This window comes from Runella aurantiaca (assembly GCF_003339505.1).
Taxonomy (GTDB): domain Bacteria; phylum Bacteroidota; class Bacteroidia; order Cytophagales; family Spirosomataceae; genus Runella; species Runella aurantiaca.
Genome location: NZ_QPIW01000021.1, coordinates 69,100 through 90,444, shown reverse-complemented (window position 1 = coordinate 90,444; position 21,345 = coordinate 69,100). Strand labels below are relative to the sequence as shown.

The 21,345-nt window shown below is 45.7% G+C and carries 15 protein-coding genes; 11 read left to right on the top strand and 4 right to left on the bottom strand.

Features of this window, described 5'->3' with window-relative positions; all coding sequences use genetic code 11:
• Positions 1–51: 51 nt before the first annotated feature.
• Entirely contained in the window at positions 52–2,883 is a 2,832-nt protein-coding gene (locus DVG78_RS21300) for a TonB-dependent receptor (RefSeq protein ID WP_114463060.1), read from the bottom strand.
• Between the two features lie 202 nt (positions 2,884–3,085).
• On the opposite strand from DVG78_RS21300, the gene DVG78_RS21295 reads away from it, so the two are divergent.
• On the top strand, positions 3,086–4,009 hold the full coding sequence (locus DVG78_RS21295; RefSeq protein ID WP_114463059.1) for a sugar phosphate isomerase/epimerase family protein: 924 nt from the start codon (positions 3,086–3,088) through the stop codon (positions 4,007–4,009).
• Here the strand turns inward: DVG78_RS21295 and DVG78_RS21290 are convergent.
• Positions 4,006–4,560 (bottom strand): GNAT family N-acetyltransferase, encoded by a 555-nt coding sequence (locus tag DVG78_RS21290; protein ID WP_114463058.1) that lies wholly within the window; start codon positions 4,558–4,560, stop codon positions 4,006–4,008. The genes DVG78_RS21295 and DVG78_RS21290 overlap by 4 nt on opposite strands.
• 211 nt (positions 4,561–4,771) lie before the next feature.
• Between DVG78_RS21290 and DVG78_RS21285 the strand changes: the two genes are divergently transcribed.
• Positions 4,772–6,118, top strand: a complete 1,347-nt coding sequence (locus DVG78_RS21285; protein ID WP_114463057.1) for a M24 family metallopeptidase — start codon at positions 4,772–4,774, stop codon at positions 6,116–6,118.
• Between the two features lie 84 nt (positions 6,119–6,202).
• Here the strand turns inward: DVG78_RS21285 and DVG78_RS21280 are convergent, their stop codons facing one another.
• Positions 6,203–8,518: an efflux RND transporter permease subunit gene (locus tag DVG78_RS21280; RefSeq protein WP_114463056.1), complete on the bottom strand. Its 2,316-nt coding sequence runs from the start codon at positions 8,516–8,518 to the stop codon at positions 6,203–6,205.
• 509 nt (positions 8,519–9,027) lie between these two features.
• Here DVG78_RS21280 and DVG78_RS21275 point away from each other — a divergent pair.
• On the top strand, positions 9,028–9,816 hold the full coding sequence (locus tag DVG78_RS21275) for an SPFH domain-containing protein (protein WP_114463055.1): 789 nt from the start codon (positions 9,028–9,030) through the stop codon (positions 9,814–9,816).
• A 279-nt stretch (positions 9,817–10,095) separates the two neighbouring features.
• Positions 10,096–10,305 carry a hypothetical protein gene (locus DVG78_RS29925; protein WP_114065239.1) on the top strand — a complete coding sequence of 70 codons (210 nt, stop codon included), beginning with the start codon at positions 10,096–10,098 and terminating at the stop codon, positions 10,303–10,305.
• Positions 10,306–10,674: 369 nt separating this feature from the next.
• Here the strand turns inward: DVG78_RS29925 and DVG78_RS21270 are convergent, their stop codons facing one another.
• Positions 10,675–12,690, bottom strand: a complete 2,016-nt coding sequence (locus DVG78_RS21270; RefSeq protein WP_114463054.1) for an aceric acid hydrolase — start codon at positions 12,688–12,690, stop codon at positions 10,675–10,677.
• Between the two features lie 207 nt (positions 12,691–12,897).
• Between DVG78_RS21270 and DVG78_RS21265 the strand changes: the two genes are divergently transcribed.
• From DVG78_RS21265 to DVG78_RS21235, 7 genes are all read left to right on the top strand, one after another.
• Entirely contained in the window at positions 12,898–13,614 is a 717-nt protein-coding gene (locus DVG78_RS21265; RefSeq protein ID WP_114463053.1) for a DJ-1/PfpI family protein, read from the top strand.
• 78 nt (positions 13,615–13,692) lie between these two features.
• Positions 13,693–14,916, top strand: coding sequence for a hypothetical protein (locus tag DVG78_RS21260; protein ID WP_147277140.1), 1,224 nt, complete (start codon positions 13,693–13,695; stop codon positions 14,914–14,916).
• 11 nt (positions 14,917–14,927) lie between these two features.
• Positions 14,928–15,620 (top strand): formylglycine-generating enzyme family protein, encoded by a 693-nt coding sequence (locus DVG78_RS21255; protein ID WP_158550070.1) that lies wholly within the window; start codon positions 14,928–14,930, stop codon positions 15,618–15,620.
• 331 nt (positions 15,621–15,951) lie between these two features.
• The gene (locus tag DVG78_RS21250; RefSeq protein ID WP_114463050.1) at positions 15,952–17,079 is read left to right on the top strand and encodes an acyltransferase family protein; all 1,128 of its coding nucleotides are present in this window, start codon (positions 15,952–15,954) and stop codon (positions 17,077–17,079) included.
• Positions 17,080–17,108: 29 nt separating this feature from the next.
• Positions 17,109–17,696 (top strand): Crp/Fnr family transcriptional regulator, encoded by a 588-nt coding sequence (locus DVG78_RS21245; RefSeq protein ID WP_114463049.1) that lies wholly within the window; start codon positions 17,109–17,111, stop codon positions 17,694–17,696.
• 66 nt (positions 17,697–17,762) lie between these two features.
• Entirely contained in the window at positions 17,763–18,338 is a 576-nt protein-coding gene (locus DVG78_RS21240; protein WP_114463075.1) for a DinB family protein, read from the top strand.
• A gap of 93 nt (positions 18,339–18,431) precedes the next feature.
• Positions 18,432–21,335 carry a M16 family metallopeptidase gene (locus tag DVG78_RS21235; RefSeq protein ID WP_114463048.1) on the top strand — a complete coding sequence of 968 codons (2,904 nt, stop codon included), beginning with the start codon at positions 18,432–18,434 and terminating at the stop codon, positions 21,333–21,335.
• Positions 21,336–21,345 lie beyond the last annotated feature (10 nt).

The window sequence follows — 21,345 nt, the reverse complement described above, 5'->3', positions numbered from 1 at the left end:
TAAAAAATTACTATGCGGTCTGCGTACCTGGGCGGTTACGTTAACAATTAATTATCTAAAATTACGGAGTGTATACGTGAAGGTCAGCATGTAGTACCGCTGCAATACCCGCGTTTGCAGGTCTTCAATGTAGGTTTCGGTAACGGTACGGCTGATACTGTTGTTTTGACCCAAGACATCAAAAGTGCTCAATTTCAATTCTCCCGCCTGCTTTTTCAGGAATTTATAACCGACGGCTGCGTTCCAAAGGGTAAAATTGAGGTTGAAATCCTGCCCCAAACCCGTATAAAACGTATGGTTGAGGTTGGTATTGACAAAGAATCCAGCTTTGGTCAGCCAGTTTAACTTAAAATTGCTGTTTTGATAATAATACGTACCATCCAAAGAAGGCTGTAGCGAGTTACTAACGGTGTTGTAGTTTCCATTGACCGACACCGTAAAATCAAGCTGCTCGCTGATGTTGCTACTCAGCACCAGACCTCCGTTGATGGAGTGTGTATTGGATGTATTTTGGATGTTGTTAATCAATCCAATGGTGCGGGTATAGCCCGTTCCGATGTTGAAGTTCAGGTTGCTTTTGAGCGAAGTCACGGGCAATCCGTACGTGATAAACGAACGAACGTTCCAGTTTCCATTGACGTTGACTGGCTGCGTAAACTGTGAGCCACGGTTGAGCGGAAACCCACCCACTACCGTATCGCGCGCCGCAATGTACGTCGCCGTACTGATGTTGTTCTGCGTAAATGAGCCATTTAAGTTAATAAAGAAGCTGCGGGCCGTTTTGGGATTGGTAACCCCGTAACGGAGCGACGTATTGTGGTTATATTCCTGCTTTAAGTCGGGATTACCCGTTCTTAAAAACAGCGGATTTGAGTTATCCACTACGTTTTGCAATTGACTGATGGATGGCGCATTGGTGCCCGTACGGTAATTGAACCGAAAGCTCTTTCCATCAGCGCCTCGGTAGTTGATCATTGCCGAGGGTAAAATATTATTAAACGAACGGTTGATAGAAAATTCCAACGGATAATTCTGTTTGCCGCTCAATTGTGCATTTTGGTAGTTTACTTCTGCCGTTACCATCGTTTTTTGGATGCGCAACCGGTAGCTTCCTCCAATTCGATTGGTGATGTAGGTATTGTCAAATTCGTTCGACAACCGTAAATCGGGCGTGCTGTATTCGCTCGTACTTTGGTTATAATTATAGGTTTTGCGATCCGAATAGTTTTTAGTGAAAGAAGGTGTATAGTTAAGCTGCAACTGCCCGCCCCGACCGACGTTTTCGGTTAATGAAATGTTGCTTGAAATAGTGTAGCCATCTGATTTGGTATCGGTGCGCTGATCGGTTATCTGCAATGAATCGGCGGTTTTGCGGGTATAATAATTAACCACGGAATTTAACAACGATTCGCCACTCCTATCATTGGCCGAAGTTGTCAATCCCACCGTCAACGTACGCCCTATTTTACCAAAACGGTGCCGCCACAAGATACTGTTTCCGAAATTAAATCCGTTGTTTTTCGATTCTTTCTCCGTTTCTGTTTGACTGATACGCAATGCGTTGATGCTGTTGGCTCCTAACAGACTGCTGTAAGCGGTATTGCCCTGAAAGCTGATTCTGGGTGTGATAATAAGTGAATTTTTGGAATTGATGGTGTATTCCAATCTAGCATTTAGACGGTGATTCTTGTTATTGTTAGACGAAAAATAATCTTCGTTGTACAACTGGCCTGGCCCTTCGGTCGAGAAGAAGGTTCTTGCTAATTGACTCAGGTTATTATTGCTCGCGTCGTTGAAAAAATAACTGCCTGATACTTTCCACTTCTTGCCCCAATTGTCGGAGTAGTTCAATCCAATGGCATTCGTTTTATTGATACCACCTTGCTGCCCCGACAGAAAATTACCCGCCGAATTTCCACCGCCAAAGTTGCCACCGCCGCCATTGTTTCCGCCACCACCTCGATTTCCACCGCCGCCACGATTGCCTCCACCTGGGCCGCCACCGCCTGATCCTCCCAATACACCTAATAAATCTTCACTCGCAAAATTTTGCTGATTGACGTTATTAGACATTCCAATGACAGAAATACGGGTATCTTTCTTGAAATAATTGGTACTGCCTCCCACCATGTAGCGGTCGTCAGTGCCGTAACCAGCGTATATTTTCCCAAACTGCCCATTGTTACGATCTGAGCGGGTAACGACATTGATGGTTTTTACGGTTTGACCATCATCAAAACCCGTAAATTGCGACTGGTCGCTGAGGCGGTCAAATACCTGAATTTTGTCAACCACTTCGGCGGGCAAATTTTTCAGGGCCAGCGTGGCATCATCGCCAAAAAACTCGCGCCCGTCGACCGTCACCTTCTGAACATTTTCTCCCTGTGCTTTTACCTGTCCGTTTTCGATGGTAATGTTGGGCATTTTTTCAATCAAATCCTGCGCGGTTGCATCACGGTTTGTTTTGAAAGCACTGGCGTTATAGACCGTGGTGTCTCCTTTTTGGGCCACCCGTTCGGCCACTCCTTTGACCACCACATCTTTCAGAAGCTGGGCATCAGGTTTCAATGATATAATTCCCAAATCGGGAGCAGTACGCCGCAGATTTAGACGCTGGTCATAGGCAGTATAACCCACAAAACTGATGAATAAGCGGTAGGTTGCCGTCGGCACCGATTTTATGGTAAATGCCCCAGCCGTATCGGCCACAACCCCAAACCTAAGGGTAGAATCAGCCACATTTATGAGCAGAATATTGGCCCCGATCAAGGGTGATTTATCTCCTTGGTCAGCCACACGGCCCTTCACTTCTACTTGCTGAGCAAGCAGTTGGCTGGTGACTAAAAAAAACAACGAAACGATAGTAAAGCGAATGTATTGCATGGTGTGCTGTGTTGGGTTTGCCCGTTAGACAGATAAAATAGCAGAAAGTTTAGCGATGCTTTTGTCAAAAGCGATGAAAAGACAAAGAATACCGACCATTTGGACCGTATTTACCGATAAAGTTCAATTTTATATTCAACAGTACGTCCCAATATTTTATAAATAATTCCCTATATTGAAGCGCTATTTAACCCTTTTATCCATGAACCGTCGCCATTTTTTTCAACAAGCCACTCTCGGAAGTGCGGCTTTAGCTTCTCCTGAAATCCCGCTTTTAACATCCTCAAAAGACCTTAATCCGTTTAAGCTCGGCCTTTCGACCTACTCGTATTGGCATTTCAAAACCCCCAAAGTTGCCATCGAAACGGTCATTGATGAAGCCGCCCGGATGGAGATTGAAGGCGTGGATATTTTGCACCGCCAAATGGACAATGAAGACAACGCCTATCTTCAAAAACTCAAACGACACGCGTTTGTCAACGGGGTAGATTTGATTTGTCTTTCCATCCATCAAAGTTTTGTGTCGCCCGATGCGGCCGAGCGCCAGAAAAACATCGACCACACCCTGCACTGCATCGAGCTGGCCTACAAAATGGGGATTCCGAGCATTCGGCTCAACTCAGGTCGCTGGAATACCATCAAATCATTTGACGAACTCATGGCCAAACGCGGCGTAGAGCCTATCTTGCCCGGCTATGCCGAAGACGACGGCTTTAAATGGTGCATCGACAGCATCGAAAAATGCCTCGCTAAAGCCGCCGAATGTGGCGTAATGCTGGCCTTGGAAAATCACTGGGGCCTTACTTCCACGCCCGAAGGCCTCCTGCGCATCCGCAAAGCCATTGATTCGCCGTGGTTGGGCGTACTATTGGATACTGGAAATTTTCTGGAAGACCCTTACACTAAACTCGAAAAAGTAGCACCCGTGGCCAATTTTGTACAAGCCAAGACCTACTACGGCGGTGGAGAATGGTATTCGCTGGATTTGGATTACAAACGCATCATCAACATCCTACGCCAAGCCAACTACAAAGGCTATATCGCGCTAGAATTTGAAGGAAAAGAGGCACCCGAAACGGGCGTTCGCAAAAGCGTGGCGATGTTGCGTGAGGCGATGAAAGCTTAACTCCAATCCCACACCACCACGTTCCATACGTCGGTGTAGTCTTCATAGGTATAAATCGTGCGGAATCCTACGCGTTCATGGGCCCGCTGTGAACGCGTGTTCCGCACGGCTACTTCCGTAACGCAGAGTTCGAAATCAGGGGAAAACTGCTCTTTGTGAGCGGTATATAACCCATCAAAAATCCCTTGCCCACGGTGCGATTCGGCAATACAAATCTGACCCATAACGTAAAAACGATAGTCTTTTATGCGCTTGCCCTGCCAATCCAGTTCGGCCACAATGTCAAACATCGGCACCAATTCTGGCACCAACTGTCCGAACGTGCGCGGCATGGCCAAGGCATAGCCCGCCAAGGCGTCACCGTCTTTGGCAATGATTTGGGGCAGTGCATCATTCATTTGCTTCAGCACCTCAAACGAGTGCTCAACGGTCGTAAACCCTTGGTCCTGCTGGTAGGTGGCGGGGGTATTTTTGTAAAGATTTTGGCGCTGAAGGGCCATTATCTGGCGGAGTTCTTCGTCCGATTGTGCAGTCGTATAAGTGATGGGCATCCTTTTATTTGTAACCCTAAAAGGGGCTATAGTTCGCGCGCAAAAGTAATAATAGGCTTTCAACAACCCAAATAAAGGTTTTATCTTTGCTTGGCACGATTCAAACAAACAATTAACCACAAAAATGCTTACCACAGAGAAAAGGAGAAATACAGAGGTTAAGTTTGTCTCTGTGTTTCTCCTTTTCTCTGTGGTTCAAACAAACCAACAAATGAGAAAATCATTATTCTATCTCTTCTTAACTCTATTCTTTTCCACAAAGCTTTATGCCCAATATCCAATCCTACCTGAGCGCGAACGCGCCCGTGTGATTGATGAGATTTTGGAAGACCGTCTTACCAATCTTTTACCCCAACTCATGCGGCGCGAAGGGGTAGATATGTGGGTTATCATTTCGCGCGAATACAACGAAGACCCCGTCATGAAAACCATGCTACCGAGCACGTGGCTGTCGGCTCGCCGCCGTACCATCATGGTGTTTTTTGATGCGGGAGGGGATAAACCATTGGAAAAACTGGCGATTGCTCGCTATGACGTAGGCAACTTGCTCAAAGGCGAATGGGACATCAATGTGCAGCCCAATCAATGGTTGGCATTGGGCAAAGTGATTGAAGAGCGTAATCCTAAAAAAATCGCCCTCAATTTCTCCAAAGATTATGGGCACGCCGACGGTTTGACCTATACCGAGCAGAAGGAATTGATGGCGAATTTATCGGAAAAACAAAAAGCCAAAATCGTGTCTGCCGACCGTTTGGCGGTGGCTTGGCTCGAAACTCGCTCTGAAAAAGAAGCTGCCCTTTACCCCTTGATTTGCCGTATTTCACACGAAATTATTCAGGAAGCTTTTTCCGAAAAAGTCATTCATCCGGGCATTACCACCACCGACGATGTGGTGTGGTGGATGCGCCAAAAAGTAACCGATTTAGGGCTTGAAACGTGGTTTCATCCTACGGTCGACATTCAGCGCCACGACCCCACCAATTTTGACCATTTACGCACATTTTCCAAGCGCCCTGATAAACAGGTTATTATACCTGGCGATTTGATTCACTGTGATTTTGGTATTACGTATTTGCGACTCAATACCGATCAACAACAACACGCTTACATCCTGCGGCCGGGCGAATCAGAAGTGCCAGAATTTATCAAAAAGGCTTTTGCGCAGGGCAATCGCCTGCAAGACCTTTTGACCGAACGCTTTAAAGCAGGCGTAACGGGCAATCAAATGCTGTTGGGAGCGCTCGAACAGGCAAAAAAAGAAGGAATTACGGCCAGTATTTACTCCCACCCCATCGGCGTGCACGGCCACGCGGCTGGGCCTACGATTGGCATGTGGGACCAGCAGAAAGGCGTTCCCGGCCCTGGCGATTATCCTTTGTTTCCCAATACGGGTTACTCCATTGAGCTCAACGCTGCGGTGGAAATTGCCGAATGGAAGAAAATCATCAGAATCATGCTCGAAGAAGACGGCTACTACACCGTCGATGGTTTTCGGTATTTGGACGGACGCCAGACCGAGGTGTTTACCATCCCTAGAAAATTAACGAATGTGAAGTAATAAAAAACCCGACAATTCGGCAGACCGTGCTGTCCTAAATTGTCGGGGTAATTTTTTTATCCTTTGTTAAAAGTACTTCTGATGCTACGACGGACGTTCTTTCTGCCTTTTGGCAATTGACAACAACAAGGCTGGTAGCAGAATCAGGTTTGTACACATGGCTACCAATAAAGTGATTGAAACCATCACGCCCATAGCCGCCGTACCGCCAAAACTGGAAGCGGCAAAAATAGAAAAGCCGCAGAATAGAATGATTGCAGTGTAAATCATGCTCAGTCCTGTTCCGAAAATGGCTTGCGATACTGCCTCAGAAGCTGTGCGTCCACGTTGGTAGAGTTCCTGACGATAACGCGTTAAAAAATAAACTGTGCCATCGGAAGCAATACCAAAAGTGATACTGAAAACCAGAATCGTCGTCGGCTTAAAATGGATATTAAAGTACCCCATAATCCCCGCCGTTAAGGCCAAAGGAATGAGACACGGAAGTTTGGACAGCAAAATAATGGGAATCGAACGGAAAAGTACCATCCCGACAATGGCAATCAAAACGATGGCAATCAACAGACTTTCGTACAAATTGCCCAACAAATAATCGTTGCTTTTCAAAAACACAAGACTATGCCCCGTCAGGCTGACTTTATACTGCGACGGGTTAAAGATAGAGTCAACTTTGGGACGTATTTGATTGATTAGGTCTTTAATTCGCTCCGAGCCAACATCCGCCATTTGAAAACTCACCCGCGTAATGCTGCGGTCTTCATTCATAAATGAGTTTAATTGTTTTACGCCGCGGTTGTCTCCCTGCACATAATCAGTCAGCTTTGACAGCTCTAATGCCCCCGGCAACACGTAATATTTGGCTTCGCCTCCCCGATACGCCTGATACAAAAACCGCGAAGCCTCAACCACCGAAACAGGCTTAGAAAACTCTTTGAAATCAGCCATTTCGTTTTGTAATGCCTTGATTTTGTACAATACCTGGGCCTGATTGCCAAACACTCCGTTGGGCTGTTTGGTATCAATCATTACTTCAAAAGGCAAAACTCCGTTGAAGTTGGACTCAAAAAAGCGTAGGTCTACGTAAACGGGATCGTTTTGTGGAAGGTCATCCACGATGTACCCCACCGCTTTAATTTTGGTCATTCCATACGCCGAAACCAGAATCACCACCACCATTGCGCCATAAATAGCCCGACGGTGATTGTGTACTAGATAATCCACTTTGGTCAGGAAGCCTTTGGCCCATTTTCCTTCCAAATGCTTCAAATGCCGCGCTTTGGGAAGATTCATGTAATGCAACGTGATGGGCAAAAGCACCAAACAAAGTACGTACGTAACCATTACACAAATGGACGCAACGATGCCAAATTCAACCAACAAGGCACTGTTGGTAAAATAAAATACCCCAAAACCAATGGCGGTTGTAATATTGGCCAGAAAAATAGAAAGCCCAATCTGGCAAATCATTTCCTTAATCGCTTCGTCTTTGTTACCGTGCGTTTTGAGTTCCAGTTGGTATTTATTCAACAGAAAAACACAGTTGGGCACTCCAATCACAATCAAGAGCGGCGGAATTAGTCCCGTCAACGCCGTAATTTTATACCCAAACAACTGAAGCAAACCAACGGAGAAAATCACCCCCATCAATACCACTCCAATCGAGAGGAGCGTAAGCCGAAGCGACCTAAAAAACAGCCAAAGGATAAATGCAGTCACCAATACCGCCAAGGCCATAAAAAGCTTGAGCTCGCCCGATATTTTTTTCATGATGACCGTCCGAATAAACGGCATTCCTGAATAGTGAAGGTCGGTTTTGTTTTTTATCGAAAACTCATCGGCCATGGCTTTTATTTCCTCCACAATCGTAATCCGCCGCGAAGAATTCAGTTCTTTATCATTAAATGTAATTACAATGAGCGTCGAATTTGTTTTGGAATTGATGGCCAATCCTTCATAAAATGGAAGCTTTTTGACCTGATTTTTTAGGCTATCCATCTCCGCCTGAGTAGACGGCAGTTGCGTAAAGAGCGGTTTAAATTCAAATTTACTCAGGCTGTCATTTCGCTCTACTTTGTATAAATGACCGAGCGAAAGCACATTCTTGATGCCTTTCATGGCCTTGATACGTTCCGCAAGTCCGTACCAGTTCCGAAATTTAGTGAGTTCAAACAAGTTCGGGTCCTGCCAGCCTATCACCATGATAGCGCCATCTTCCCCAAACACCTTCCTAAATTCCTGATATTCTTTTTCGATGGGGTCATTGGGGGGTAAAATACGGGCCATTTGATAAGAAAGTTCGATTTTACTTCCTTCATAACCCATATATGCTACTGTTACAAAGATCAATACAATCCACGCAAACCGAAAACGAATGATGCCTGCCGCAATTTTATTCCACATAGGTAGGATAACTTTTTTAGAGGTGCAAAGATAGCCCAGACGACGAAGAATAGACAAAAATATCCATGATATATCATATCAATCAACATAAAACAAAAACAAAAACCTCATTTTCAGCTTCTTACAAATCAATTACCTCAAATTATAAAATCTACGTCCAACGCCGCTGTATCAAAAATTATCTTTTGTATCCAAATACACCACTGCTCATTGCGCCCAATTACCCTCGAAGTGAATATTATCAAAAGAATTTAACCGAATAATAATAAACTGAATCGCCTTTAAAAACAGAGATATGTTTTCCCTATTTTAGTTGTTCTATTTCCCTAACTTCTTTTCCTTATGAAAAACACCCTTTTACGCACATTGATTTTTCTTTTGATCAATGTACTGCTTTTTTGGTTCCATTTTTGGGTATTCAGAGGCCCCTACCCTTTTGCGGGATGGGCCACCGGCTTGCTTCATATCATCCTTTTAATCCTTTTCCCTTACGCTAACTATTTTAAAAAATGAAAAACAAACTAATCTATCCATTCTTGTTTATCGTGGTTCTGGCGGGTTGCACCCGTGTACAGCCCAATTATGAAGGGGTACTTATGAAAAATTACGGACGCGAAGGTCGGGGCGATTTCTCGGTCGTGACCGGCTCTCAGGGGCTACTCGGCCCTGGAACAGAACTCTATCAAGTCCCCATGTTTGAACAAAAAGCCGACCCCGCAGAAGTGGTCATTACCGCCAAAGACGCCGGCGTTTTTACCGTCGACCCCTCACTTACCTATCAGGCGATTCGAACCAAAGGTGCCGATATTATCTTCAACTACAAACACGTAGGAATTGATGATGAAAATACGATTATGGACAACATCGAAGGGGCCGTTCTGAATGCACTCGTGGTCAATGCCTATCGCGAAGAAGCCCGCAATTTCAGCACCGATAGCTTAATGAACAACCTGAATCATTTTGAACAGTCGGTTGAGATACGCTTAAAAAAAGATTTTGAAGGGAAATTTTTCACCCTTACATCCCTGACCAGTGGCCTCAAGCCCCCAACCTCGATGGCCGAAGCCATCGAACGCCGAAACAACGCCAAACAACAGGCCGAACAGGTAAAAAACGAGTTGGAAGTAGCGCGCATGAACTTGGAAAAAGCCAAAATTGAGGCCGAAGCCAACCGCGTAAAAGCAAGCGGTTTGGAACCAAGGGTATTGCAAGAACAATGGATTGAAGCCATTCGAAATACCCAAAATAAGGTAATCATCACGGATGGCCGCACCCCTATTATCTTGGGCCAGCAATAAATCCAACGCACTCTAACCGTCTAAAATCTACTAATTGAAACGATTTAGGAAGAACTTCGTTAAAAAATTTCAAAAAAGGCATGAATCAAAAAAAACAAAAAATATCCTATTAAGGACCATTTTAAGAGAATAAAGGCTCTTTTTATCACTATTTTCAGTTTGAAGCACAACCATGCGCCCTCACTTCAAAAGTATTTACTAAAGATAATCAATAAGATAGCACGTTTATTGTCATACGGGTGTTAGGTATAATATAGTACTAATTATATAAATGCACCTATGGCTTCAAACAACAGAAACGGCTCCTCTTCGATGAAAGGCAATAAGCGGGACGTGAATGAAATCAAACAAGATCCGTCTTGGTTTATCACTTGTCTGGTCAAAGACCCCGTTAAAAGTTTTACCATCACATTTGACCCTAAGTCGCTATCCCTAAAACGGGAAAAGTACGGGGATCGGTTAATTGTGCCGCAAGGTCTGGAGCAATAATCGTTATTAATTGAAGCAACCTTTGGTTTACATGCGCAATTGAGTGTAATGAGTAAAATCCTACGCCAGTTTTAGAATGTAACACAACAAGGTTTGAGTCGCTTGTAAGTGAAGGGCACACAAAACATTAAGGTATTTAGCTTGATGGTTTTGTATGGGCTGATAGAAAGTGGAGAATTGTTTTACGACACGGTTGTTATTCTTATTACTAATAAAATAGATTAATCATTAAAAAGGCCAAGCAATTTGCTTGGCCTTTTTAATGATTATAGATTCGAGGCGAGCCCCTATTGTACGCCTTCGTGGCCAACCGTCCCCAACCCTCTGATGATAAAGTGTATTTGAATTTAAAAGGATCTTTGCCCTCAGCTACCGCACCACCGGCAGCCAAACCGTCATTTCGGAAGGGCCTCTGTTGGCCCACGCGTAATAGGGAATCAGTCGCAAATGCAACGTTTTTTTACTTTTGGAAAGGGGCCGATAAAGTTGATTTTGCCATTTTTGTTCGTTGATTCCCACGGCATTTCCCTCCAAACCCATGACCGAACTGTTGCCAATGGTCACGGAAACGGGTTGAAAGGCCATGTTTGCAGGCAAAGCAATATCGAATACCCTTGTGTTGGCGGGCATATCATTGGATTCGGCGCAATACACAATGGGGCCTCGTTTTACTGCTATCTGATTACGATTTTCTTCCACCAACGGGTTGGATTCTAGCAGTTCAACGGGCATATCCAAGATCCATTGAATAACATCCCCTTTTTGCCACGAACGCTGAAGCGTTACATATCCATTTTCAACGGTAAAATCAGTCGCTTTACCGTTAATCATTAATTTGGCTTCCGCACACCAACTTGGCAAACGCAATTTGATTTGGAAAGGGGCGGCAGGAGCTTGGATTACCGTAATTTTTACGTTTCCATCCCAGGGATAATTGCTTTCTTGTTGTAAATGCAACTGCTGCCCGTTTTTGAGAGCTGTACGTAATTGACTGCTGCCAAACAGGTTACACCAAACGGCATTGTCGCTCATACTGTAGGCATAGTCGCTCACTTCTGTAATGGTACGTACGGTATTGGGCGGGCAACAATTGGAAATGCGAATGTACGGTAGCCGCCCACCCATCCACCGGAGTTGGTACGGGAAGTCGTTGGAGGCACTCAACGGATTGGTATAAAAAAAGGCATCCCCCGAAAGGCTAATACCCGACAATACACTGTTGTACAACGCCAATTCCACGACGTCGATGTACTTGGCGTCGCCCGTGAGTGTAAACATCCGTCGGTTGAAAAGCACATTGCCGATATTGGCGCAGGTTTCGTTGTGGGCGCTGACGTTGGGCAATTGATAGTCACGTCCAAACGCCTGATGCGTTTTTTGCACATCGTTGGGCTTATAAGAAGTCCCGTAGGGAGATACTCCGTCAAAAAGCGCACCACAGGCCCCCGTCACGTACATTTTTCGTTGGGTGAGGTTGTCCCAAATCAGATTCAGCGAGCGCATCAGCGAATCCTCGCCCGTTTCGGCATACACATCCGCCACCCCAGCGTAAAGATACGTACCGCGCACGGCGTGCCCCATGGCCACCGTTTGCTGCCGAAACGGAATTCGGTCTTGGTTGTCGTCGGTCCCTTCGGTCGTACCTTTGATGTTGATGAGGTAAGTAACCAAATCAAGGTATTTTTTTTCACGCGTGGTGCGGTACAATTCCGTCAGCCCCATATAATGCGCTGGGCAGAGCGCGTTGCGGGCCTGTTCGGGCGTGGCCACTTTATAAAAACCAATCAGAAAATCGGCGGATTTCTTGGCAATATCCAGCAATGTGTTTTTACCCGTCGCGCGGTGATGAACGCAGGCGGCAGTCATCAGGTGGCCGAAATTGTAGGCTTCAAAACTCAGTTTGTCTTCAAACAGCTTGGTCTTTCCCGTTTTCTTTTGCTCAATGATGGCTTTGGTATAAATGTACCCGTCTTCGCGCTGGGCTTTGGCCATGATATCAATGGCCTTGTCCATAATGGCGTCCCATGCGGGGTCTTTGGTGGCAGCATAAAGGCTGGCCACGGCTTCAAAGGTTTTGTAAAAATCACCGTCATGAAACGACGGTCCTTTAAAATTCCCCTCCATTACCCCAGCGGCGATTTCAAAATTTCGGAACGAGTGGCTGATATTTGGATCAGTGTAGACCTTCCACAGGTGCGGCACCATCGTTTCTTTACATACCCGAAAGCGGTCAGCCCAAAAACCACCCGTCCACTGGACATCTGACATTCCCGGCGAATAAAGTTTTGCGAAGGGGCTTTTGGCCGTGTTGATTAACCCTTCGTTTTGGGCAAAAAGTGGAGCCGAACAAGCGGCCCATAAGAATACAAAAAGGAGCTTTTTCATAGGATACGACGGAACAGTGACAAACCCAGTCATTTGACTACAAAAGCTTTCTATGCCGCAAATCTCCCGTTTCGGCTGTGAGATTGTGGGTCATATTATGGCAACAAAGGCGAAAAAGGCACAAATTCCATCTGGGCAGTGCTGACACTGCCCAAGGTGAATGTTTCCTTTTGTATCTTTGAACAACCCTTAACACTTCACTTCATCATGAACACTCTTTTTACGAAAAAACAATTTCTATCGGCCTTATTGGTAATATCCTCTTTCGCAGCTTTTTCGCAGTCAGATGCAGTTACCGACACCCCCAAAGCCCAGCCCAAAAGGATTGGAATTTTGCTTTTCAATAACTTCGAAACCTTAGATGTATTTGGACCCGTAGAGGTCTTCGGGCGATTAAAAGATTTATATAAAATCGAGTTTTATTCTTTAGAAGGCGGAATCATTTCAAGCACGCAAAACGTAAAAATTGTCACGGAAAAGCTTCCCGAAAACGGGACATTGGACATTTTTCTCATTCCCGGAGGACAAGGAACGCGCAAAGAAGTAGAACACGAAGCACTGCTCACAAAAATCAAAGCCCTTGCTTCCACCGCCGTTTATACCCTGACGGTTTGCACTGGCTCGGCGTTGCTGGCCAAAACGGGGCAACTAAACGGAATAGCCGCCACCTCCAATAAACGCGCCTACGACTGGGCCACGTCGCAGGGGCCAAAGGTCAATTGGGTAAAAAAAGCCCGCTGGACCGTGGACGGCAAGTTTTACACCTCTGCGGGAATATCGGCCGGCATGGACATGACGTTGGGCTTTATCAGCGATAGGCACGGCCTTGACCTAGCCCGAAAAATAGCCTACGAAATTGAATACACTTGGCAGGAAAACAAAGAAGTGGATGAATTCTATTTACAGGATTTGAAGGCAAAATAAGATAATGAGGGTTGACAGTGGCCTGTAACAACCATTGGGCAGTATTTTAGGAAAACACCCTCAACCTTAGACTTTTTCATGCTTCTACGCGCACTGTTGTTGCTTTTTATGTTTTTCTACCTCACTGGTGGTACAGACTCGTGGGGACAAAAAGTGAATAAATTCCCCAAAAAGACCGACCCACTCCACGTCAAGGTAGAGCTATTTGATCAATTGATGCGCGGCAACCACTGGAATGAGGGCGCCATTATGCAGCACGTTATCTTCCCACCAGCGGGACTGGAGCGCCCGATTGTGGGTTCACAGGCCGATTGTCTGGACCCTACCTCCGAAATGCTGGCGGCTTATTCGCACAAATACGCGCTCACCAAAGACCCCAAAGACCGCGACATTGCCAACCAAATCTTTGAGGCCGTGCTCAAACTTGAGAAAGTAACAGGCGTACCCGGATTGGTGGCGCGGAGCTTTAACCAAACCGACGAGCCGCTCTGGCACGAAGAGGTTTTGTGGTACCACGAATGGCACAAGTCCACTTCCCTGTCAGGTTATCGTTGGCTGGGAGATTTGAGTTCAGATAAATTTACTTCAATCTGTTATGGAATTGGCACCTTCTGGGAACTCTGCGCCGATGATGATTACAAACTAAAAGCGGCGGGATTGCTCGACCGTTTTATGGGGCGCGTCATTGACGATAATTTCAAACTCACCGACCTAGACGGTAAAATGACGATGTGGGGCAATTTTTGCCCTGACCTACCGCACCAACCGCTCAATTCGTTGAAGATGCTGATGGGACTCAAAGTGGCGCACCGACTCACTGGCAAAGAACGTTACAATGCTGCCTATCACATGCTTATCGACCGTTACCACTACGACGACGAACAGTTGAAAGCCAAAATGCTTTTTCCGGCAGAATGGCGCAACGTGGGCGACGATTACCACGCGGCCCGCTCTCTGTACATGCTCATGCGCTACGAAAAAGACCGAAACCTACTGAACAAATACCGTATGAGTCTAAACCGCCACTGGGAAGATTGGAAAACGATTGACTTCGATTGGGAAAGCAACATCTGGTTTATCATGGTCTACGGTGTACTGACTGGTGAAGATATTTGGACCGAAGAGCGCAAGAAGGCCATCAAAGATATGTGGGGATTTGAGCGCCAAACGCGGGAGTTCAAGATTCCGATGAAAGGTGGCGGAACCAAAACGGTGAAATCGGAAGAAGAAGGCACCGCCGCCGCCATGATTCGCAACTACTGGTTTGGTCGGTATTATGGTTTAATTGACCCAAAATGGTAAAGAAATCAAAGATGAAAAAATACATTTACGCGCTGTATATCAGTTTAGCTGTTGCACAATCAGCCTTGGCCCAACCTACCCCACCCAAAGGCATGGTGTACGTGCCAGCCGGCGCTTTTATCATGGGCAGCCACTACGGCGACCCCGACGAGCGCCCCCAACAAATGGCCATGACCAACGCCTTCTTCATTGATAAATATGAAGTAAGCAACGCCGAATATGCCCAATTTGACCCCGAATTCAAATTTCCAGCGGGTAAAGAAAACAACGCGGCAATCGTAACTTGGCACCAAGCAACGGCCTACGCCAAATGGGCAAAGAAGCGCCTACCTACCGAAAAAGAATGGGAAAAAGCAGCGCGAGGTACCGACGGGCGTGTTTTCCCGTGGGGCAATTATTACGATGAATCTTTTGTGGTTTGGGACCAAAAAACATCGAGAGGCGGCTCGATTGCCAAGCCAGAAAGCCCCTACGGCTGCTTTGACATGGCCGGCAGTGTGTGGGAGTGGACCGCCGACTGGTACAAGCCTTATCCTGACAATGACACTCCGATGGAACAGTACGGCGAAACCTACAAAGTAATGCGCGGTGGCTCCAATTTTAACGACCAAGCCTTGACCCGCACCTCGCATCGGTATTATTTACACCCCGAAAAAATCAGCCGGTATAATGTAGGGTTTCGCTGCGTTAAGGATGTTGAGTAGATAGCTTTTTTCTAACAAAAAGACCTCACAAAAAGACATAATTTTATTTCTTTTTCCTCCATTTATGCAACGGAGGATAAATTTTCTGCGTAAATATCCTCAAAAGTCTCAGCATAGGTCAAACGGCATTTTATGCAAATAACCGTTTGATAACTATTTCCTAATTTTTTTGGCTTTTCTTTTCAGAAGCCGTTCCTTTGGCAAAAGTTCGACGCTGGTTGATACACGCCCCAATCGGTATTGCGCTTCCACACCTCTTATCACAATCACCTGTTAATCTTATAGTTAACAGAAAAACATCAAAGAATCATTGGGCGGACACCATTTCCAAATGACTCAACGTCAGTACTTTCCACACCTGGACTTATTGAGGGTAGTTTTTGTTTTTATTGTCTTATTGCACCACTGGATAGCCGAAAACCCCTTTACTTTTTTACCCTTCGGCAGCACCATTGCGTTTGTGCTTTCTGGCTTTTTATTGACAGAACCTTTGCTAAAAGGGAAAGAAAGCGAGACATCATATTGGTATACAACAAGCCGCTTTTTGGCGCGAAGACTACTACGAACGCTTCCCGTTTATCTTTTGGTTTTGTTGGTTTACGCCATTGTGAATCGGTACCATTTTCGTGAGTACATTACCAATTTTCTAACGTTTACGCAAAACTACATCATTGCTTACCACAAAGACCCCATCAACAACCCCATAGACTACATCCAAACGTGGTCATTGGCAGTTCAGGAGCAATTTTATATTTTTCTCCCTCTGTTTATTTACCTGATACCCAATCGTTTTCACAAGATTTTCTTTATCTTTTTGTCTGTTGCTGGTTTGGCCATCCGACTTTGGTATTTTTCATTGGAGCTTCCTTTTACCTATAACCACTTCACAACGGAATGTTGCATTGATTGTTTTGGTATTGGGGCGTTAATCTCGTATTATCATTATAAGCATCCCGACCAGCTAAAGAAGCTATTGGCGAATAAAACCCTTTTGGGGATATTAATTTTTCTTTATTTATGTAGTATGCCGGGCTATTATAACAGTTCAAAAAATGAATTAGATTTTAATTATTACTCGCTTTACAACAATCTTTACCGAATTACTGAAAGAACGTTTGTTTCACTGTTTTCTGTTTGGTTTATTGCGTGGGGCATTTATTATCCCTCCAAAACGTTAACTAAAATCAGTATACATCCCTTTATTAATTACACCGGCAAAATCAGCTATGGGATTTATATTTATCATTTTTTGGCCGCTTCTGCGCTCTTAAAAGGACTTCATGCCATTGAATTAACCCCCAGTCGATTTGTGTGGTGGGTCGTTTGTTTAAATTTTTTAGCCACTTTTGCCATGGCGGCTCTCTCTTTTGAATATATTGAAAAACCCATTTTAAAACTAAAAGATAAGCACTTTGGCGAAAAAGCCAAGCAACAGAAAAAAGAGGGTTTGGCGGCCTGAATTTCTACGGAGAAATCAACCCTAAAACCATGCAAATTGCCCTTGATTCTTTAAAACAACTTACGCTTTCGATTCAGCCGCTTTCGGACGAGGAATGGGATGCTTTTTCTAAAATTTGGAAACCTTTTTCGGCCAAACGCAAAGAGGTCATTACGGCCGCAGGCGAGAAGGAAAAGTATTTGTATTTTGTTGTTGAAGGCGTGCAGCGCGTTTATTATTTTGACGAACAACACCGCGAAGCAACGCTGGTTTTTACCTATGCGCCGTCGTTTGGTGGGGTACTCGACGCGCTGATGTTACAACAACCGTCGCGTTATTCTTACGAAACCCTGACCTCCTCCGTTTTTTTAAGGGCTTCTTATCACGACTTGCAAACGTTAATGCAATCCCATCCTGCTATTGAACTCCTTATCCGACAAGGCATTACGGGAGCACTTACGGGAGTATTGGAGCGGCTCGTTGAATTGCAATGCTTCAGTACCGAAGAACGTTTCCGGCGACTATTGCAACGCAGTCCTCATATTTTACAATTGGTTCCGCACAAGTACCTGGCCAATTATCTGGGCATGGATGCGACCAATTTTAGTAAACTCATGAACAAAGTGAAAATGGATTAAATCTTGGTAAATACCAATAATTGTTTGGGCAAAGCGCCCCAATTTTGTGACCATAAAATAACAACCATGGAAACACTCCCCAAAGAACAATTATTGAACAGCCTCGAACACCTCGTGGATGGTCACTTACAGCAGGCTATCCGACATTTTCAAAACATGACCGCGCACGATTTGCTCCAGCCCGCCTACAATGGTGGTTGGAGCATCGCGCAGTGTCTAGACCATCTCAATAGCTATGGGCACTATTATCTACCCAAAATTCAGCAAGGAATTGCAAAAAACATTCATTTGCCGCCCAAAGACACCTTTAAAAGTTCTTGGCTTGGGGCTTATTTCATCAAAATGATGGACCCCGAAACGGGCAAAAAGAAATACAAAGCATTTAAAGGGCACATTCCCGCACCCGACTTAGATGCTTATGCGGTAGTAGCCGAATTTATTCAGCAACAGGAAAATTTACTGATTTATTTAAAAGAAGCTCGTTCAACTGATCTAAACGCCATCCGAATCCCCATTTCTATTGCGCGTTTTATCACGCTGAAACTGGGTGATGTATTCCAGTTTGTCATTGCACATAATGAACGACATATCAGGCAGGCCATGCGCAACGTCACTGATATAAACAAACGAATACTCCACTAATATTACGTCTCACTGCCCGCTAGCAGGCCTAAACATTAGTTAGGGGATTTTGGTTAACTTTAGGAAATTTTCCACAATTCTATTTCCGATACAATGCGTCTAACCACTTCATTCTCCCTGCTATTTTGTCTGTGCATTGCACACGGAGTCTTCTCACAAACTAAGTCAATTGAAAAAGTAACCCGTAAAGGCAACGAGTTGGTGATTCCGTACGAGAAGTACGTGTTATCAAACGGACTAACTGTTATTGTCCATGAAGACCACTCGGACCCAGTCGTCCACGTGGATGTCACCTATCATGTAGGCTCGGCCCGCGAAGAAATCGGCAAATCCGGCTTTGCCCACTTTTTTGAGCACATGATGTTTCAGGGCTCCGACCACGTAGCCGACGACGAGCACTTCAAGCTCGTAACCGAAGCGGGCGGCACGCTGAACGGCTCTACCAACCGCGACCGGACCAACTACTACGAAACCCTGCCCAGCAATCAGTTGGAACGGGCGCTGTGGCTCGAAGCCGACCGTATGGGATTTCTGTTGGATGCCGTTACCCAGAAAAAATTTGAAATTCAGCGGGCTACGGTAAAAAACGAAAGGGGTCAGAACTACGATAACCGGCCGTATGGGCTGGCCGGTGAAACCACTGCTAAAAACCTTTATCCTTACGGCCATCCTTATTCATGGCTGACCATCGGCTACCTTGAAGACCTAAACCGGGTAAACGTCAATGACCTCAAGAACTTTTTTCTGCGCTGGTACGGTCCCAATAATGCCGTTTTGACGGTGGGCGGGGATGTTACCGCCGCACAGGTAGTTCAATTGGCCGAAAAATACTTTGGCTCTATTCCCAAAGGTCCAGCCGTTACAAAAACCACCGTTCCACCTGCGATATTAGACAAAAACCGGTATGTATCGTATGAAGATAACATTCGTTTTCCAATGCTGCGGGTGACGTACCCCACAGTTCCGCTGTATCATCCAGATGAGGCCGCACTAGATGCATTGGCCGACATTCTCGGCGGTGGTCGTAACTCGCTGTTGTACAAGAACTTCGTAAAGTCAGAAAAAGCAACGCAGTCGAACGCCAGCCATCCGACGACCGAATTGGCGGGGGAATTTACGATTACGCTACTCCCCTTTCCTACCATGCGCCTCGACAGCGCAGAAGCACTGCTCCGCCGTACCTTGGCCGAATTTGAAGCGCGCGGTGTGACCGACGATGATATTGCACAATTCAAAGCCACCCGCGAAACCAACCTGATCGAAGGGCTGTCGAGTGTATCGGGTAAAGTCTCGCGATTGGCGGCGTATCAGACCTTTGCCCCCACCGCAAACTACCTGCCTCAGGAGTTAAAAGAAATTCAAAAGCTAACCAAAGCTGATGTGATGAGGGTGTATAATCAATATATCAAAGGCAAAAGCGCCGTTATTCTGACCGTTTATCCCACGGGCAAAAAAGACATAGTGGCCCATGCCGACAATTACACAGCATCGTCAGAAGGCTACCAATCGCCAAACTATGGCTACGAAGGACTAACGTACAAAAAACCAAAGGATTCGTTTGACCGTAGCAAAAAACCCGCCCCTGGTCCCAACCCAGCCACAAAGGTTCCGCCCTTCTGGGCTGAAAAACTGCCCAATGGCCTTAAAATGATCGGTGTTCGTAACGACGAAATTCCAACCGTAACGCTGCTGTTATCCATCAAAGGTGGCCACTTGCTATCGGCCAATGACTTAACCAAAGCGGGGATTGCGCAATTAACAGCCTCTATGATGAACGAAGCCACCCAAAATTTTACGTCGGAAGAAATAAATAACCGACTTGAAAAACTGGGCAGCAGCATCTCCATTGGGGCCGCCACCAACGAAATCAGCATTTCAGTGGAGTCATTGACCAAAAACCTTGATGCTACCCTTGCCTTGCTCGAAGAAAAATTATTTCGACCAAAATTTGCCACTGAAGACTTTTCGCGCCTCAAAAAACAGTTGCTGGAAAACATCCAGAATCAAAGTACTCAGCCGGTGGTTATTGCCAACAAAGCCTATAACCGACTGCTGTTTGGCGAAAATGACATCCGTTCCATTCCGGTGAGCGGCACTTCCAAAACTGTAGAAAGCATTACGCTGGAAGATGTCAAGGCCTTTTACGAAAAAAACCTGTCGCCCTCGGTTGCCAATCTGGTCATTGTGGGCGATGTTGAACAAAGCGCAGTGATGCCTAAGCTAGGTTTCCTGAGTAAATGGGCCGCCAAACCAGTCACCATTCCGACTCCCGCCACGGCCAAGCCCATTGACAAGACCCGCATTTATCTGATCGACAAAGGCAAAGCGGCACAGTCGGAAATTCGGATTGGGTACGTGACCGATATGCCTTATGACGCTACGGGCGACTATTACCGCACTGGCCTGGCCAACTACATTTTGGGCGGAGCCTTCAGCAGCCGCATCAACCTCAACCTGCGCGAAGACAAAGGTTTTACGTATGGTGCCCGGTCATCATTTGCGGGCAGTCGGCTACCCGCAGTATTTACGGCGCAGGCAGGGGTGAAAGCAGCCGCAACGGATAGCTCGGTGGTTGAGTTCATCAAAGAAATCACCAACTACGGCAAAGATGGCATTACCGACGATGAATTGGCATTTACCAAAAGCTCGATTGGACAACGGGATGCGTTAAGGTATGAGACCTCGCTCCAAAAAGCTATTTTCCTTAGCCAAATTATTGACTACAATCTACCCCGAAACTTTGTGGAGCAACAAAGTGATATCCTGAAAAAAATCACCAAAGAAGACATCAAGGCCATTGCCCGCAAGCGCCTTCCGATCGATAAAATGGTGATTACCGTTGTTGGTGACAAAAACCTGATCAAACCAGGCTTATCGCGTTTGGGATACGAATTGATCGAGTTGGATAAGGAAGGAAATCCAGTGACTGCTGGCACTACTTCTCCCGCCCCTCCAGCCAAAGCAGGTTCATTATCGGGTGGACAGCCGAAGAATTAGAATCTTTGCT

Bases quoted from the DNA above. Each gene is read 5' to 3' on its own strand.
- DVG78_RS21290 (WP_114463058.1), bottom strand. From the start codon at position 4,560: ATGCCCATCACTTATACGACTGCACAATCGGACGAAGAACTCCGCCAG.
- DVG78_RS21270 (WP_114463054.1), bottom strand. From the start codon at position 12,690: ATGAAAAAGCTCCTTTTTGTATTCTTATGGGCCGCTTGTTCGGCTCCA.
- DVG78_RS21250 (WP_114463050.1), top strand. From the start codon at position 15,952: ATGACTCAACGTCAGTACTTTCCACACCTGGACTTATTGAGGGTAGTT.
- DVG78_RS29925 (WP_114065239.1), top strand. From the start codon at position 10,096: ATGGCTTCAAACAACAGAAACGGCTCCTCTTCGATGAAAGGCAATAAG.
- DVG78_RS21295 (WP_114463059.1), top strand. From the start codon at position 3,086: ATGAACCGTCGCCATTTTTTTCAACAAGCCACTCTCGGAAGTGCGGCT.
- DVG78_RS21245 (WP_114463049.1), top strand. From the start codon at position 17,109: ATGCAAATTGCCCTTGATTCTTTAAAACAACTTACGCTTTCGATTCAG.
- DVG78_RS21280 (WP_114463056.1), bottom strand. From the start codon at position 8,518: ATGTGGAATAAAATTGCGGCAGGCATCATTCGTTTTCGGTTTGCGTGG.
- DVG78_RS21255 (WP_158550070.1), top strand. From the start codon at position 14,928: ATGAAAAAATACATTTACGCGCTGTATATCAGTTTAGCTGTTGCACAA.
- DVG78_RS21260 (WP_147277140.1), top strand. From the start codon at position 13,693: ATGCTTCTACGCGCACTGTTGTTGCTTTTTATGTTTTTCTACCTCACT.
- DVG78_RS21285 (WP_114463057.1), top strand. From the start codon at position 4,772: ATGAGAAAATCATTATTCTATCTCTTCTTAACTCTATTCTTTTCCACA.
- DVG78_RS21235 (WP_114463048.1), top strand. From the start codon at position 18,432: ATGCGTCTAACCACTTCATTCTCCCTGCTATTTTGTCTGTGCATTGCA.
- DVG78_RS21265 (WP_114463053.1), top strand. From the start codon at position 12,898: ATGAACACTCTTTTTACGAAAAAACAATTTCTATCGGCCTTATTGGTA.
- DVG78_RS21240 (WP_114463075.1), top strand. From the start codon at position 17,763: ATGGAAACACTCCCCAAAGAACAATTATTGAACAGCCTCGAACACCTC.
- DVG78_RS21275 (WP_114463055.1), top strand. From the start codon at position 9,028: ATGAAAAACAAACTAATCTATCCATTCTTGTTTATCGTGGTTCTGGCG.
- DVG78_RS21300 (WP_114463060.1), bottom strand. From the start codon at position 2,883: ATGCAATACATTCGCTTTACTATCGTTTCGTTGTTTTTTTTAGTCACC.